At 38.2% G+C, this 14,893-nt stretch carries 15 protein-coding genes and 1 rRNA gene; 3 read left to right on the forward strand and 13 right to left on the reverse strand.

What is annotated here, in order from left to right; all coding sequences use genetic code 11:
* Both IQI_RS17270 and IQI_RS17275 read right to left on the reverse strand, forming a co-directional pair.
* Positions 1-307: ribosomal RNA gene (locus tag IQI_RS17270) — 16S ribosomal RNA — on the reverse strand; the annotation flags it as partial.
* Between the two features lie 262 nt (positions 308-569).
* Positions 570-1,442 (reverse strand): nucleotidyltransferase-like protein, encoded by an 873-nt coding sequence (locus IQI_RS17275; RefSeq protein WP_064093923.1) that lies wholly within the window; start codon positions 1,440-1,442, stop codon positions 570-572.
* Between the two features lie 151 nt (positions 1,443-1,593).
* Here IQI_RS17275 and IQI_RS17280 point away from each other — a divergent pair, with 151 nt between their 5' ends.
* Positions 1,594-1,944, forward strand: a complete 351-nt coding sequence (locus IQI_RS17280) for a YgzB family protein (protein ID WP_064093924.1) — start codon at positions 1,594-1,596, stop codon at positions 1,942-1,944.
* Between the two features lie 96 nt (positions 1,945-2,040).
* Here IQI_RS17280 and perR read toward each other — a convergent pair whose 3' ends face one another.
* The 8 genes from perR to IQI_RS17320 form a co-directional block, all read right to left on the reverse strand.
* Positions 2,041-2,481 (reverse strand): peroxide-responsive transcriptional repressor PerR, encoded by a 441-nt coding sequence (perR, locus tag IQI_RS17285; protein ID WP_156509941.1) that lies wholly within the window; start codon positions 2,479-2,481, stop codon positions 2,041-2,043.
* 93 nt (positions 2,482-2,574) lie between these two features.
* Positions 2,575-3,123, reverse strand: coding sequence for a cob(I)yrinic acid a,c-diamide adenosyltransferase (locus tag IQI_RS17290; protein ID WP_064093926.1), 549 nt, complete (start codon positions 3,121-3,123; stop codon positions 2,575-2,577).
* A gap of 1 nt (position 3,124) precedes the next feature.
* The gene (locus IQI_RS17295; RefSeq protein WP_064093927.1) at positions 3,125-4,075 is read right to left on the reverse strand and encodes a D-2-hydroxyacid dehydrogenase; all 951 of its coding nucleotides are present in this window, start codon (positions 4,073-4,075) and stop codon (positions 3,125-3,127) included.
* Positions 4,076-4,446: 371 nt separating this feature from the next.
* Positions 4,447-4,917, reverse strand: coding sequence for a thioredoxin-dependent thiol peroxidase (gene bcp / locus IQI_RS17300; protein WP_064093928.1), 471 nt, complete (start codon positions 4,915-4,917; stop codon positions 4,447-4,449).
* 72 nt (positions 4,918-4,989) lie between these two features.
* On the reverse strand, positions 4,990-5,394 hold the full coding sequence (locus tag IQI_RS17305; RefSeq protein ID WP_064093929.1) for an ion channel: 405 nt from the start codon (positions 5,392-5,394) through the stop codon (positions 4,990-4,992).
* 61 nt (positions 5,395-5,455) lie between these two features.
* Positions 5,456-6,241 carry an ABC transporter permease gene (locus IQI_RS17310; protein WP_064093930.1) on the reverse strand — a complete coding sequence of 262 codons (786 nt, stop codon included), beginning with the start codon at positions 6,239-6,241 and terminating at the stop codon, positions 5,456-5,458.
* 3 nt (positions 6,242-6,244) lie between these two features.
* Positions 6,245-7,036, reverse strand: coding sequence for an ABC transporter permease (locus tag IQI_RS17315; RefSeq protein ID WP_064093931.1), 792 nt, complete (start codon positions 7,034-7,036; stop codon positions 6,245-6,247).
* A gap of 30 nt (positions 7,037-7,066) precedes the next feature.
* Positions 7,067-8,077: an ABC transporter ATP-binding protein gene (locus IQI_RS17320; protein ID WP_064093932.1), complete on the reverse strand. Its 1,011-nt coding sequence runs from the start codon at positions 8,075-8,077 to the stop codon at positions 7,067-7,069.
* A gap of 205 nt (positions 8,078-8,282) precedes the next feature.
* Between IQI_RS17320 and IQI_RS17325 the strand changes: the two genes are divergently transcribed.
* Together IQI_RS17325 and IQI_RS17330 are read left to right on the forward strand one after the other, a co-directional pair.
* On the forward strand, positions 8,283-9,569 hold the full coding sequence (locus IQI_RS17325; RefSeq protein ID WP_064093933.1) for a glutamate-1-semialdehyde 2,1-aminomutase: 1,287 nt from the start codon (positions 8,283-8,285) through the stop codon (positions 9,567-9,569).
* A gap of 248 nt (positions 9,570-9,817) precedes the next feature.
* Entirely contained in the window at positions 9,818-10,900 is a 1,083-nt protein-coding gene (locus IQI_RS17330; RefSeq protein WP_064094433.1) for an FUSC family protein, read from the forward strand.
* A 42-nt stretch (positions 10,901-10,942) separates the two neighbouring features.
* Here IQI_RS17330 and nikC read toward each other — a convergent pair whose 3' ends face one another.
* The 3 genes from nikC to IQI_RS17345 all read right to left on the reverse strand — a co-directional run bounded on the left by nikC (position 10,943) and on the right by IQI_RS17345 (position 14,865).
* On the reverse strand, positions 10,943-11,839 hold the full coding sequence (gene nikC, locus IQI_RS17335) for a nickel transporter permease (protein ID WP_064093934.1): 897 nt from the start codon (positions 11,837-11,839) through the stop codon (positions 10,943-10,945).
* A 28-nt stretch (positions 11,840-11,867) separates the two neighbouring features.
* Positions 11,868-12,872, reverse strand: coding sequence for an ABC transporter permease (locus IQI_RS17340; RefSeq protein WP_064093935.1), 1,005 nt, complete (start codon positions 12,870-12,872; stop codon positions 11,868-11,870).
* A gap of 409 nt (positions 12,873-13,281) precedes the next feature.
* Complete coding sequence (locus IQI_RS17345) at positions 13,282-14,865, reverse strand: ABC transporter substrate-binding protein (protein ID WP_064094434.1); 1,584 nt, start codon at positions 14,863-14,865, stop codon at positions 13,282-13,284.
* Positions 14,866-14,893 lie beyond the last annotated feature (28 nt).

Consider the following 14,893-nt stretch of genomic DNA (forward strand, 5'->3'; position numbering starts at 1 on the left):
TCTCAGGTCGGCTACGCATCGTCGCCTTGGTGAGCCGTTACCTCACCAACTAGCTAATGCGCCGCGGGTCCATCTGTAAGTGGTAGCTAAAAGCCACCTTTCAACATTTCCTCATGCGAGGAAATGAATTATTCGGTATTAGCCCCGGTTTCCCGGAGTTATCCCAATCTTACAGGCAGGTTACCCACGTGTTACTCACCCGTCCGCCGCTGATATCAGGGAGCAAGCTCCCATCAATCCGCTCGACTTGCATGTATTAGGCACGCCGCCAGCGTTCGTCCTGAGCCAGGATCAAACTCTCCGATAAAAGTTTGAATAGCTCTTGTGTTACTTGTAAATCTAGAATTAACGTTGACGTTTTGTCTTGTTTTGTTCAGTTTTCAAGGTTCAATTTGTTAAGTGCTTCGTTTTGAAGCGACCTAACTATCATATCATTGTCACTTTTTCGTGTCAACAACTTTTTTGTATTTTTTTGAGTCGCCACTGACCGCTCAATGATGTCGTTCAGCAGCGACATTTACAACTATACCAAGGTTGAAAATTGAAGTCAATATAAAAATGATATTTTACTATAATTTCTTTGATACGCGATAATATCTATGAAAAACACCTTGACCCTTTGTTTCTACATCTACAATATCAATTAATCCTCTATCTGTTAAAAACTCTATTAACATGCTCAAATCCACAGAGTAATGTTTTGCTTCTGAATGATTCAGTAGATCTTGGAACGTCCAATAATCCCTCTGTTCCAAAATACTTAATAGATGTTCTGAAGAAACCTTTGTTCTTGAATGAATAAGAAATTCGCTAGCTAAAAACAATAACTCTAGTCTTTTTTCAATTTCTTCATCACTCGTAACCAACTCTTCATAGAGTTTATAAATTTCGGGCTCTATTTGTTTCACTTGATTCCATACTGTTACTTCAGGGTGGAATCCATTTTCTATTACCGCCAATCTCGCTAAATGATGTAATGAATGTACAATATGATTATAAGCATCCAAATAATGTTTACTCTCAAAGAATACTTTTCCATCCATGTAACGGCGTATCAGCTTTCCAAATTCTAACCCCATCTTGATCTTTCTACCATAGAAAGGGAAATCTCTCAGTTCAGTCTTTAAGTTTTGAATATACTCATTACGATCAAACAACACTTTTCCATTAAAGAGCCAATCGATCACTTTTCGGTTCGAGCCAAGTAATATCCATTCCTTCAACTTTTCTTCTGTTACGATATGTAAGGCAGCTTTTTGCTCCTTATATGAATAATGTTTTATAAATACTGGCTCATCAGCTTCTTTTACAATTAAAAATAGGACAATATCAAATGTATCAGTCAACGGACTAGATTTCTTGCTTTGTTCAATTAGGATTACACCTAATGTATTTGGGTGGCTTGTTCGCTCTTGGTATAAAGGGCGCAAAATGTCTTCCATAAAATACTCCTCCACATCAATCATTGGTTGGTTACTATTTCGACATTCAATGATGATTTCCTTCTCATAATATAGTCATTTTTCGACAAACGGTTTTAATATCCCCTCTTTTCAACAAATATGGTATAGTATTTTTTTAGGAGGGACAAACATGACTAAGAAATATTCAAGTAAAATTAATAAAATCCGGACCTTTGCCTTAAGCTTAGTTTTCATAGGATTTATTATTATGTACGTCGGTATATATTTTAGAGAACATCCGTGGGTAATGACAACATTCATGCTACTGGGTTTTCTGGGCATTATTGGGAGTACTGTAGTTTACTTTTGGATTGGAATGCTTTCAACCAAAGCTGTGCAGGTTACATGTCCCAATTGCGGGAAAGTAACAAAGGTTCTTGGCCGTGTAGACATGTGTATGTATTGTAATGAGCCTCTAACGTTGGACCCTAATTTAGAAGGCGAAGAATTCAATGAAGAATATAATAAGAAGAAAATGTAATGAATAAAGTAAGGACTGTTCAAGAATACTCTTCCTGAACAGTCCTTTTTTTGTTACATCTGAGCAAAAAAAGAATGGTTCATTTGAACCATTCTTCTAGTGTGTTTCTTTTTTCGAGCATTCAGAACATGTACCATATATTTCCATACGGTGATTATTCACTTTAAATCCTGTTACATGAGAAGCAAGTTGCTCTACTTCATCTAATCCAGGGTAGTGGAAATCAACGATCTTTCCACAGCCATCGCAGATAACGTGATAATGATCTGTTGTGACAAAGTCAAAGCGACTAGAAGCATCACCGTAAGTTAACTCTTTTACTAAGCCAACTTCACGGAAGACTCGTAAATTATTATATACAGTAGCCACACTCATATTGGGAAATTTCCCTTCGAGTGCTTTATAAATATCATCAGCTGTTGGATGAGCCATTGATTCAATGAGATACTCTAAAATCGCATGACGTTGCGGAGTTATCCGGACTCCCGTTTCCTTCAATGTAGAAATCGCTTCTTTTAATTGCCCTTCTTCTAACATCGCCATGCACCTCTTTTCATAAGAATTATTATTTTATAATCTTTATAAATAGTGTACTAATCACAGGTCCTATTTGTCAATCTTTCTAACTATTCACTCATGCAGATTTTTCTCTTGTTCTCCTAGTTGTTGGTTAATATACCTGCCTGCAACAAATAGGTAGTCCGATAATCGATTTAAGTATGAAAGCACAAGGGGATTAATATTCTCATCTATCCCAACTGCTTCTCTTTCTGCTCTTCTCACAATTGTTCTGGCGGTGTGTAATGCTGCTCCAGCAGGATGACCACCAGGGAGAATGAAATTGCTTAGAGGTGTTAAGGTTCCATCCAGAAAATCAATTTGTTCTTCTAGTTCTGAAATATTCGATTCTTCCAGTTTCCACTTTACTTCTTTTCCTTCAGGCGTAGCAAGCTCTGCTCCAACATGAAAAAGGATTGTTTGAACTTTATGAAAAAAAGCTTCAAAGGATTCTTTCCCATCGAAGTACTCTACCTTTAGATAGCTTAACCCTAAGCCTATCATGGAATTTGCTTCATCACAGGTTCCATATGCCTCAACTCGCTGATCTTTTTTTGAAACACGTGTACCGTATACAAGTGAAGTTGTTCCTTTATCCCCTGTTTTCGTATATATTTTCATCTTAATATCCCCTTTCAACATCAACAATATTGATAAATTCTTCATTGTTCTTACTATATGTTATTAAGTTCTGTTTAAATATATCAAATGCTCTTGGTAAGTAATTTTTTGTAATGCTTGAGAGATGAGGTGTAACTGTTATGCCTTCTTCCTTCCAAAATGGATGATCCTTCGGTAAAGGTTCATCCTTGAAAACATCAAGGTAAATATGACCTATCAACTGGGATTTCACTACCTCTGTCAACACATCCTCACTAACAAGATCTCCTCGACCAATATTGATAAAAACACTAGAATCTTTCATTTTCTTAAAGTGTTTAACCCCAATGAAAGATTTTGTGCTTTCTGTACTTGGGAGAACAGCTACTACGTAGTCTGCATGTGGAAGTTGTTCCTCAAATGTTTCTAGCGTAAACATGTTGTCAAAGTACTGAGCAGGCTTTGCATTTGAGTTTACCCCGCTTACCTTCATCTGAAAAGCTTTCGCTATCCTGGCAATCTCTCCCCCAATGGCACCTGCTCCAATTACTAGTAGAGAGGATCCATGAAGTTCTGTCGTAGGGAGTCTTCTACTCCATACCGCTTCTTTTTCTTGATCCAATACGGCTTGTAACTGTTTAGCATGCTGGAGCATGAGACCGAATGTAAACTCCGCCATGGGAATCTTATGTATTCCTTTTGCATTTGTTACCAATATCCCTCGTTCTTTAATGGATTGGAACGGCATTTTTTCCAAGCCAGCAGAAGTGACCATGATCCATTTTAAATTCTGGCTCATTTCAATATGTTCATCCGTCAAATCTTCTCCCATAGTAACGATGACTTCTGCATTTGGGAGTTCGTCTCTACTATCTTCAATTGTTCTATAAAATAAGAATTCAACCTCAGGAAAGGACTTTTGCAGATCTTCTCTAAACTCTTCCTTAGGTTTAAAGGTTACGATAACTTTCATTACTAATCCTCCCAAAATCCCTGTTACATTTATATTATCATAGTGAAATTAAAATCCCCTACTTATAACATTTTTCTGGAACATGGGCATCTTTTTATCAGGCTCTTTTTGACAAGTGTGTGTTGGATGCTGAGTGAACCTGCTTCGCTTGCAGCTAGCGTTTGCCGTAAAAATGGAGAAGCACAGAGGGGATTACAGCAGAAGCCAGAGGTGCCCCCAGAACCAATAAAAAAGAGGACCGACAATAGTCGATCCTTCAACGGATGAGACTGACTTATTTGAGGAGGTTGCCCTACTCTTACTATATGTCCTTCAACAATTTGTGAATGGACAGAATACTCATCCTTTTTAAAATAGGCTTTAAAATAGGCTTAGGAAAGGTTTTCTTGTATATAATGAAGAGCTTCTTCCACATGTCCCTTTACTTTTACCTTTCTCCATTCCTTTGAAAGGTTACCTTCTTTATCAATAATAAATGTAGAACGCTCGATTCCCATATATTCTTTTCCAAAGTTGTTCTTAAGCTTCCAAACACCATATTCCTCTGCTACTTTATGATCTTCATCGACAAGTAATAGAAATGGAAGTCCATGCTTGTCTACAAACTTTTCGTGTCTTTCAACAGGATCAGGACTTACACCGAGAATCACTGCATCAAGGTCCTCAAAGTTTTCATGCTGATCTCTAAAATCACATGCCTCAGTGGTACAGCCAGGCGTCATGTCTTTTGGGTAAAAATATAGAACGACATTTTTCCCTTTGTAATCAGATAGCTTTACCTTTTCTCCGTTACTTGCAACCAATTCAAATGCTGGTGCTTTTTGACCTGTTTCTACTGTCATTTACATTCCCCTCCAATAAAATATTCTGTATTACTAGAGTACCCATTAGGAGGAGAAAACTCAAACGTTACGCTATTTTCTTTCATAGTTCAAAAAGGATTTGACGACAAATGCAGCTGGAATCGTGTAACCAAGCCATGACTCAATTAAAGCAATTCCCCTACCAATCCCCACGGGTGTAACATCTCCGTATCCAACTGAGAAAAGAGTGATTCCACTAAAATACATTGTCGTGAAGAAATAATCCAAGAAGTCGCCAGAAACCGCCATTCCGTTTTCAATGAGAATCGGAATCCCCTCTAATTCTAAAAGAGTAAACAATAACCCAAACCCTATCATTATTGTGATATAGCTCATTCCCAGAAACATAAAATGATGAAAGGAAACGTGATGCCCTTTCCATTTTGAAGGATAAAACAAAGCTCTCAAACTCATGATCATGCAAAAAAGGATGAGAATTCCCATAATATAAAGCATACCTATACCCTCTTTTCAACGCTTGTCATAGTATATGTACGCTTTATATGCTGAAAAAATGCTAGTTTCCTGCACCTCTATATCTCTTTACTCCTTCATTCCACAGCACGATTGAAAAGAGAAAGAAGCCGACTCCAACCAGTGGTGTCAGAAAGGAATAGGTGTACCATTCTGTTTTCTCTAAGAAAAAGGCAGAAGGATAAACCCCTACAAAGGCAAACGGTAAAATCCACGTCAAGATAAATCGAATAACCTTATTATAAATATCTACCGGGTACCTTCCATAGTTCCCAATGTTATACATCATAGGCATAATAGATGTTTTAGCATCTGACCAGAAGGCGATACTTGCCAAAGCAATAAAGATCCCTGCATAAACAAGGGCACCACCCAACACAAAGGTAATAAATAGAAACGGCTCATACCATTCGAAGGTAATATCGAGTCTATTTCCTGCGTAAAACATAACAGCAAGACCTGTAATCACACCGAATAATGACTCTAACTCCATTCGTTCTAATATCACTTGAAATAAACTATGAATAGGCCTTGTTAAAATTCGGTCAAATTCTCCCTTCACAACGTATCGGTCATTAAAATCCCAAATGTTGAAAAATGAAGTAAAGAGCGCGAAGGGGACCAAAAAGAATCCATAAATAAAAATAATCTCATCACGTGTCCACCCACTAAGTAGCTGCGTATGTCCAAACACTACAAGAATGAAGACTAAATTGACGGCTTGAAACAATAAATCAGAGAGAATTTCTACAATTAAATCCGCTCTGTATTGCAGTCTGATTTTCATATATTGGGCGACATATTGAAAAAACATCTTTAAATAAAACATTTGTCACCCTCCCTGAATAATCATTTGTTTTTTTGCGATAACCCATAGAACTTGAATTGGAATAAACAGAACCAACGTCCACACTCCCTGCATTAAAATAGCATTGAATGCTTCAGATGATGTAAATCCATTTGTAAAAATCATACTTGGTACATAGCTAATACTTTGGAAAGGCAGGTACTCCATTACATTTTGAGCCCATAAGGGAAAAAAGTGAATCGGCAATAACAGACCTGAAAACAAATCAATGACTACTCGCTTTGCACGAATGAGTCCATCGTTATTAAATAAGAAGAATGTTGTAATACCTGTTAACAAGTTTATTTGGGTGTTGATAATAAAACTGAATAAAATCGATATCCCAAACAATCCCCAAGTATCAAGACCAGAACCAAATTGCAGCGGGAAGACAAAGCCCACAATAATCATCCCGGGAAAAGAAAAGAACACCAGTCTAAAAATCCCTTCTCCTAACCCTTGCATCGTTTTCATTCCTAAGTAGTTATAAGGCCTAATAAGTTCAACTGCTACTTTCCCCTCTTTGATTTCTTGGGCAATTTCACGGTCAATATTATTAAAGTAAAAAGCTCGTGCCATCCATGAAACTGCTACATAAGTGGTCATTTGAACAACAGAGAGTCCTTCGATGTCTTCTTTCCCACCATAGATCGCCTGCCACAAAAAATAATACGCTCCAATATTAATACTATAAATTAGAATTCCACTATAATAATTCGTTCTGTAAGCGAGCATCATTAAAAAGCGGATACGAATCATTTCGATGTATTTTGCCATAGTAACCTCCTATTTTTAGCATCATATCCTTCACTTTGATACCGATCCCTTTTCATAAATGTTTCGAATGATTTCCTCAGTTGTTGTTTCCTCAATTTTCATATCTTTGACTTTGATTGTTGACACAACCTTCGATATCAGCTGAGAAATCACCTCATCATCAGCTTCAGTGATGGCAGCATAGCTTTGCTTTTTATCATCGAATATCCATTCGATTTTAAGGTCCTGCGTCAATTCAGTTAATGCTGAAATAGAAGTATCTTCTAGAAATTGAAACACGACTTCCTTCTGATCCCCCCAGTTTTCCTTTAGTTGACTTAAAGCTCCATCATAGATAATTTTACCTTCATCAAGCATAACAACTCGTTCACAAAGGGCTTCAATATCCGATAAGTCATGGGTAGTAAGAAGAATGGTCGTATTATACTTTTCATTAATTTCTTTTAGGAATTTACGAATCTTCAGTTTTACCAAAACATCCAAACCAATCGTTGGTTCATCCAGAAACAATAGAGGAGGATTATGAACGAGTGCTGCGGCAAGTTCACATCTCATCCGTTGACCTAAGGACAGTTTCCGTACAGGTTTATCAAGTAGTGGAGCTATATCAAGGGTTTCAATCACATGATCCATATGTTCTTTAAATTGTTGATCTGGAACCTTGTACACCTTTTTTAAGAGTTGAAAGGATTCTTGAACAGCAATATCCCACCATAATTGAGATCGTTGTCCAAAAACGACCCCTATGGTTTGAACAAATTTTTCCCGATCACGATGCGGATTCATTCCATTCACCGTCAGTTCTCCATCACTTGGTGTTAGTATTCCTGTCAGCATTTTAATGGTCGTGGATTTTCCAGCTCCATTTTCTCCAATATAACCGACCATCTCTCCTTGCTTTACGTTAAAGGATACATCGTTTACTGCTTGCAACACTTTATAATTACGAGTAAACAAATCTCTAAATGCTCCTTTTAATCCAGAGCGACTGGAAAATGCTTTAAACTCTTTTCGTAAATGCTTTACCTCAATGGCATTCATATTACTGCCTCCTTCATTTATCTATATATAGAAAAAATTCACTTCTCGAATAATCAACAAATAGTGTACCATATAGTTTTGTTCTAGTACTTAAACTATGCTTCAAAATAGTGTTCCCTATTATCCCCTATTTGCTAAAGGGGAAATAAGCATACTACAATAGAACATGAAGGAAATTAGTTAAGAATAAATTAGGAGGAGAATTATGAATCATACCCAATCAGAATCCTTACATAAAGAAGCTCTAGAACATATTGTCGGGGGAGTGAATAGTCCATCCCGTTCATTTAAAGCAGTAGGCGGCGGATCACCCGTTGCCATGGAACGTGGAAAAGGAGCTTATTTCTGGGACGTAGACGGAAACCGTTACATCGATTATTTGGCAGCATATGGCCCAATTATTACAGGTCATGCCCACCCCCATATAACAGAAGCCATTAAAACAGCTGCTGAAAATGGAGTCCTTTACGGAACTCCAACTCGCCATGAAGTGAAATTTGCGAAGATGATTAAAGAAGCAATGCCTAATATGGAAAAGGTCCGTTTTGTCAATTCAGGTACTGAAGCTGTGATGACAACAATACGTGTGGCACGAGCTTATACTGGCAAGGATAAAGTGATTAAATTTGCCGGCTGTTACCACGGTCATTCCGATTTAGTCCTTGTGGCAGCAGGTTCTGGTCCTGCAACATTAGGAACACCTGATTCTGCCGGAGTGCCTAAGAGTATTGCACAGGAAGTGATTACCGTCCCATTCAATGACATCGAGCCTTTCAGAGAAGCAATGGAAAAATGGGGAGATCAAATTGCTGCCGTTTTAGTGGAGCCGATTGTAGGAAACTTTGGAATCGTTGAACCGAAGGAAGGTTTCCTAGAGCAAGTAAATGAAATTGCTCATAGTGCTGGATCTCTTGTCATTTATGATGAAGTAATCACTGCTTTTCGTTTTATGTTCGGAGGAGCACAAGACATGTTAAATGTAAAACCCGATTTAACAGCACTTGGGAAGATTATCGGAGGAGGTCTTCCCATCGGTGCATACGGTGGAAAGCTTGAAATCATGGAACAGGTTGCTCCCCTTGGACCTGCTTATCAGGCAGGAACAATGGCTGGGAATCCCGCATCCATTCTATCAGGGATTGCTTGTTTAGAGGTATTAAAAGAAGAAGGCGTGTATGACAAGCTGGATCAATTGGGAAAAATGCTGGAAGATGGTATTTTAGCCGCTGCTGAAAAACATAACACTCCTATTTCCATTAACCGACTTAAAGGAGCTCTTACACTTTACTTTACAAAAGAAAAAGTTGAAAACTACGATCAAGCAGAAGCAACCGATGGAGAAACCTTTGCGAAATTTTTCAAATTAATGTTGAATCAAGGGATTAACCTTGCACCTTCCAAATATGAAGCTTGGTTTATCACCATTGCTCATACTGAAAAAGATATAGAAGAAACCTTAACGGCTGTTGATAAAGCATTTGCTCAATTATAAAATTTTAAAGGCTCGAACAGAAGGTTAATCTCTGTACGAGCCTTTATTTTATGGATTAAGTTTCTCGTATTCTATGAAATTGTTCTAGGCCGTGTTGTGATTTCTACCTTAAAACGATTGAATAAACCCTGTATAATGGTACACAAATGGTACAAACTAATTTTCATTTGCCTATTGATATTGTTTTAAAGTACCTGTATAGTACACTATTATTTATGAAAAAGTACTTCAAGAAAGGACCTGTTTCCATGAAACTTGGTGCTCGCATCCTTAAGACAGGAATCGCGATTGTATTAGCTTTACTTGTATCCCAGCTATTGAATTTACCTTCTCCCGTATTTGCCGGAATTGCAGCTGTGTTTGCTGTTCAGCCTACGATTTATCGATCGTATTTAACCATCATTGAACAAATACAAGCAAATCTCATTGGGGCTGGTATAGCCGTTATTTTTGTACTTTTATTTGGCAGCAATCCCCTTGTAGTTGGCCTTGCTGCTATTATAGCCATTGGCATTATATTAAAATTAAAGCTTGAAAACACGATTGGCCTAGCTCTGGTAACACTCATTGCCATTATGGAAGTAACAAACCAAGACTTTATACAATTTGCATTTATTCGATTTTCTACTATTATGATCGGGGTATTTTCCTCTTTCATTATTAATCTCATTTTTTTACCACCAAAGTATGAAACAAAACTGTATCACAAAATCTCTGATTCTACTGAAGAAATTCTAAAGTGGATTCGGTTAAGTACAAGACATGCCACGGAATTTCATTTATTAAAGAAAGACCTTGAACGCTTAAAAGAAAAGCTGATTAAGGTTGATCAACTGTACCTTCTATATAAAGAAGAACGTTATTATTTTAAGAAGAACTCAGTTGTAAAAAGTAGAAAACTCGTCATATATAGACAAATGATCTCCTCAACGAACCGAGGATTAGAAATTCTTAAGAGATTGAATCGATATGAAAACGAAATTTTTCAATTACCCGATGAACTTCGTGGTGTCATTAAAGGACAGCTTGACTGTCTCCTTACCTATCACGAACAGCTTCTCTTAAAATTCATCGGCAAAATGCATCCACAGTCAGAGTCTGAAGCTCAACAGGATGTTTGCCTACACCGTAAAGAGCTCATGAAGATTATGTTAGATGAAGTTCAAAATCATAGCAAAGACAATAATATTCAAAATTTCCACCTGCTTCACATTTTTTCAGCAATATTTGAATACGATGAACACCTAGAGCATTTGGAAAAATTGATAACAAGCTTCCAATCCTATCACAAGGATGATAATGAGGTAATGATTCAAGAAGAAGAAGAGTAATTAAAAAAGGAGCAGATGGTTTGAAACCATTTGCTCCTTTTTTTAATTCTTCATTTTTGGATCAAGTGCATCGCGAAGTCCGTCCCCCATTAGGTTAAACCCTAATACAGTCAGCATAATCGCTAGTCCGGGGAAAATCATCGTCCAAGGTGCTTGAAGCATAAATTGTCTTGCATCTGATAGCATCTTGCCCCATTCTGGTTCAGGTGCCTGAGCCCCTAATCCCAGGAACCCAAGAGCTGCTGCCTCAATAATTGCTGTAGCAATAGCAAGAGTTCCTTGAACAATAATCGGTGCCATACTATTCGGAAGCACATGACTAAAGAGAATGCGACTATCACTCATTCCAATAGCCTTTGCTGCCATTACATATTCCTCTTGCTTTACGCTTAACACTCTTGACCTGATCAATCGACCAAAGTTTGGAATATTAATGATTGCAATGGCGATTAGTGCATTTCTTAGGGATGGCCCAAGTGCTGCTACAACGGCAATAGCAAGTAATATACTCGGGAAGGCTAACATGATATCAAAGATACGGGATATGATTGTATCCACCCATCGACCATAGTATCCAGCAACGATTCCCAATAAGCTCCCTACTACAGAAGAACCTATCACGGCAAAGAATCCAACCCATAATGAGATCCGGGCTCCATGTATGATTCTTGATAAAATATCACGTCCAAAATCATCTGTTCCTAACCAATGTTCAGACGAAGGAGCTTGAAGTCTCTTCGATAAGTCCTGTTCATTGATTCCTTGAGGAGCAATGAGAGGCGCAGTAATGGCCAGGATGACAAAAAATAGAACAATACAGAAGCCAACAAGAGCAACTTTATTCTTTTTAAAGCTCTTCCAAGCTTCCTTCCATGGAGATATGGTTTCCTCTTGCAGCGAAGGACTAAATTCTTTTTGCGGTTCTGCTACTTCTGCCATGAGAGTTCACCTCTTTCTTCTATTGATGTTAGTTGTATTTAATACGCGGGTCGACCGCTGCATATAAGAGGTCAACGATTAAGTTAATTGATACAAATATAGTGGCTACTACTAATATTCCAGACTGTACAACAGGATAGTCTCTAAAACTGATCGCTTCATAGATATAGCGACCAATTCCTGGCCAACCAAATATGGTTTCTGTTAGGATAGCTCCTCCTAGAAGAAGACCCATTTGTAAACCAATAACCGTTAATACTGGAATGATGGCATTTTTCAAAGAATGCTTATAGACAACCCAAAACATCTTCAACCCTTTTGACCGAGCTGTACGAATATAATCTGAGCGCATTACTTCTAACATACTTGAACGCGTCATACGAGCTATGATGGCCATAGGAATCGTAGCTAAAGCAATACCTGGTAGAACTAAGTGTTTAAACACTTCCCCAAGCTGGTCAAAACGACCTTGTATAATCGTATCTACGATATATAGATTCGTAATGGAATCGATGGGGTTTCGAATATTTTCCCTTCCTGTGGTAGGGAGAATATCCAATTCTATTCCAAAAATCCATTGGCCCATTAACCCTAACCAGAAAATAGGCATAGATACTCCAATTAGAGCTAAGATCATAGCTGTATAATCAAACCAAGAATTTTGGAACCAAGCACTAATAATTCCTGCATTCACACCAATCACTACTGCAACGATAATGGCAACTAATGCTAATTCAAACGTGGCAGCCAGATATGGCCATATTTCACTTGAAACCTCCGTTTTGGTTCGTAGAGAATTACCTAAATCTCCTGTTAAAAGTCCTTTTAAGTAATCAAAATATTGTATATACCAAACAGTATCAAGGCCTAACTGAGCCCTTAATGCTTCAACCGCTTCCTTTGAAGCTTGTTGTCCTAATATAACCTGAGCAGGATCTCCTGGAATCGCCCGGATGATAAAAAACACGATAAGTGTCATCCCAAGTAATACGGGTATAAGTTGTAATAATCGACGTATGGTGTATTGAAACATCATGTTCACCTCTCTGAAAGGAGATTCTATTATTTGAATCTTTCATTCTCTTACTTGATAGATGTTGCCGTGAAGTGCTTGTTGCCTCTTAAGCAAGGCTGGTTTTCTATTAGTCTAGCTTCGCCTCCGTGTCCCTCGAGGTCACTTTTGAAATATCCCATAAGGCATAGAGCGCTTTTTGGAATTTTCCCAAAGTGCTTGTCGGGCCAAAACAGTCGGCTCCGCTTTTCTATTTGTCTAGCTACAGGGCTTAGAGGCTCGAGGTCATTTCATGCCAATCAGCTGAAGGCAAAAAACGCCTTCTCCTGATTGCCCTGAAATGCTTGTCGCCTCTTAAGCAAAGCCCTTCCGCTTTTCTATGTACAAAGGGGAGAATCAAAGACATCTCCCCTAGGTTTGTTGCTTATTTCTATTCGATATCTACTCCACCTAACCAGTCAGAACCAGTTGGATGTGGTTTAAAGTTTTTAAGTTTTGAGCTACCCGCAAGTAGTGGTGTAGAGTGAGCAATTGGTACCCATGGAGCATCTTCATGGATAATTTCTTGTGCTTGTTTGTATAACTCTTCACGTTTTGCAGGATCCACTTCTGTTTGAGCATCAATTAAGATATCGTGCACTTTGTCGTTACTGTAGTAAGAGTAGTTGTTACTTCCGATATTGTCCTTATCAAGAAGAACGTATAAGAAGTTATCAGCATCTCCGTTATCACCTGTCCAGCCAAGTAAGAATGCATCTGCTTCCCCGTTTTTAGCTTTTTCCAGGTAAGTAGCCCACTCGTAAGATACGATTTTCGCTTTAATTCCTACCTCAGCTAAATCAGCTTGCATTGCTTCTGCAACTTTTTGGCCGTCCGGCATGTATGGACGTGGTACAGGCATTGCCCATAGTTCCATTTCAAAACCATCTGGATGTCCAGCTTCAGCAAGAAGTTCTTTTGCTTTTTCAGGATTGTATTCATATGCTTCAACATCATCATTGTATCCAGCAATTACTGGAGGCATTGGATTCTTTGCAATGTTTGCTTTTCCTTCGAAGAAAGCGTCAATAATTTCTTGCTTATTAATAGCATAGTTCACAGCTTGACGCACTTTAGGATCATCAAAAGGCTCACGAGTTGAAGTTAATCCTAAGTATCCAACGTTCATGGATGGACGTTCGAATAATTGTAAATTGTCATCAGAATCTACTTTACTTGCATCACTTGGGTTAACTCCATCAGCAAGATCGATTTCACCAGAAATTAATGCATTAAGACGAGCAGAGTTTTCTGGGATAGATTTGAATACTACTTGATCTAATTTCGGTAAATCTTTATTCCAATAGTCTTCATTCTTTTCTAGAACAATTTTGTCATTACGCTTCCATTCAACGAATTTGAAAGGACCTGTACCTGCATCAGTAGGACCTTCTGCAAGCTTGTCACCTAATTCGTCAATCGCTTTAGGACTTACAATAGCGAAAGGACTCATAGCGACATTCTTTAAGAATGGAGCTTGTGGACGCTTAAGTGTAAATTCAACTGTTTTTTCATCTACAGCTTTTACTTCTTTAATTACATGACCTTCATCGCCTTTAAATCCACCAAACATTGAACCGTAGTATGGGAATTTATCTGCGTCTCCATTCATCCAGCGTTCGAAGTTTTTCACAACAGCATCAGCATTAAAATCTGTACCGTCTTGGAATTTCACTCCTTCACGCAGCATAAATTTATAAGTCAAACCATCTTCAGATACTTTCCAATCTTCTGCTAACCCTGGGTTAACATCTGTATCCTGTTCACCAAATTTAACGATTGTTTCAAAGATGTTTTTCGTTACTTTAAATGATTCTCCATCTGTCACGGTACCTGGATCCAATCCAACTGAATCTCCTCCGCGACCAAAGATCAATACTTTTGCATCTCCGTTATCTTTTTTCCCGTCACCTGAAGAACCTTCTGATCCGCCACATCCATATAGGACAGACGAAACGACTAAGATGACAAGCATTAAAATTGACCAGCCTTTTTTCCTCAAT

Origin of the sequence: Rossellomorea aquimaris TF-12, from assembly GCF_001648555.1 — a bacterium.
Classification (GTDB): Bacteria; Bacillota; Bacilli; order Bacillales; family Bacillaceae_B; genus Rossellomorea; species Rossellomorea aquimaris.

What these genes read in the sequence shown, in the direction of transcription:
- IQI_RS17290 (WP_064093926.1), bottom strand. Translation starts at nt 3,123, where the DNA reads ATGAAAATATATACGAAAACAGGGGATAAAGGAACAACTTCACTTGTA.
- IQI_RS17340 (WP_064093935.1), bottom strand. Translation starts at nt 12,872, where the DNA reads ATGTTTCAATACACCATACGTCGATTATTACAACTTATACCCGTATTA.
- IQI_RS17345 (WP_064094434.1), bottom strand. Translation starts at nt 14,865, where the DNA reads ATGCTTGTCATCTTAGTCGTTTCGTCTGTCCTATATGGATGTGGCGGA.
- bcp (WP_064093928.1), bottom strand. Translation starts at nt 4,917, where the DNA reads ATGACAGTAGAAACAGGTCAAAAAGCACCAGCATTTGAATTGGTTGCA.
- IQI_RS17330 (WP_064094433.1), top strand. Translation starts at nt 9,818, where the DNA reads ATGAAACTTGGTGCTCGCATCCTTAAGACAGGAATCGCGATTGTATTA.
- IQI_RS17325 (WP_064093933.1), top strand. Translation starts at nt 8,283, where the DNA reads ATGAATCATACCCAATCAGAATCCTTACATAAAGAAGCTCTAGAACAT.
- IQI_RS17305 (WP_064093929.1), bottom strand. Translation starts at nt 5,394, where the DNA reads ATGCTTTATATTATGGGAATTCTCATCCTTTTTTGCATGATCATGAGT.
- perR (WP_156509941.1), bottom strand. Translation starts at nt 2,481, where the DNA reads ATGTTAGAAGAAGGGCAATTAAAAGAAGCGATTTCTACATTGAAGGAA.
- IQI_RS17275 (WP_064093923.1), bottom strand. Translation starts at nt 1,442, where the DNA reads ATGGAAGACATTTTGCGCCCTTTATACCAAGAGCGAACAAGCCACCCA.
- IQI_RS17315 (WP_064093931.1), bottom strand. Translation starts at nt 7,036, where the DNA reads ATGGCAAAATACATCGAAATGATTCGTATCCGCTTTTTAATGATGCTC.
- IQI_RS17320 (WP_064093932.1), bottom strand. Translation starts at nt 8,077, where the DNA reads ATGAATGCCATTGAGGTAAAGCATTTACGAAAAGAGTTTAAAGCATTT.
- nikC (WP_064093934.1), bottom strand. Translation starts at nt 11,839, where the DNA reads ATGGCAGAAGTAGCAGAACCGCAAAAAGAATTTAGTCCTTCGCTGCAA.
- IQI_RS17295 (WP_064093927.1), bottom strand. Translation starts at nt 4,075, where the DNA reads ATGAAAGTTATCGTAACCTTTAAACCTAAGGAAGAGTTTAGAGAAGAT.
- IQI_RS17310 (WP_064093930.1), bottom strand. Translation starts at nt 6,241, where the DNA reads ATGTTTTATTTAAAGATGTTTTTTCAATATGTCGCCCAATATATGAAA.
- IQI_RS17280 (WP_064093924.1), top strand. Translation starts at nt 1,594, where the DNA reads ATGACTAAGAAATATTCAAGTAAAATTAATAAAATCCGGACCTTTGCC.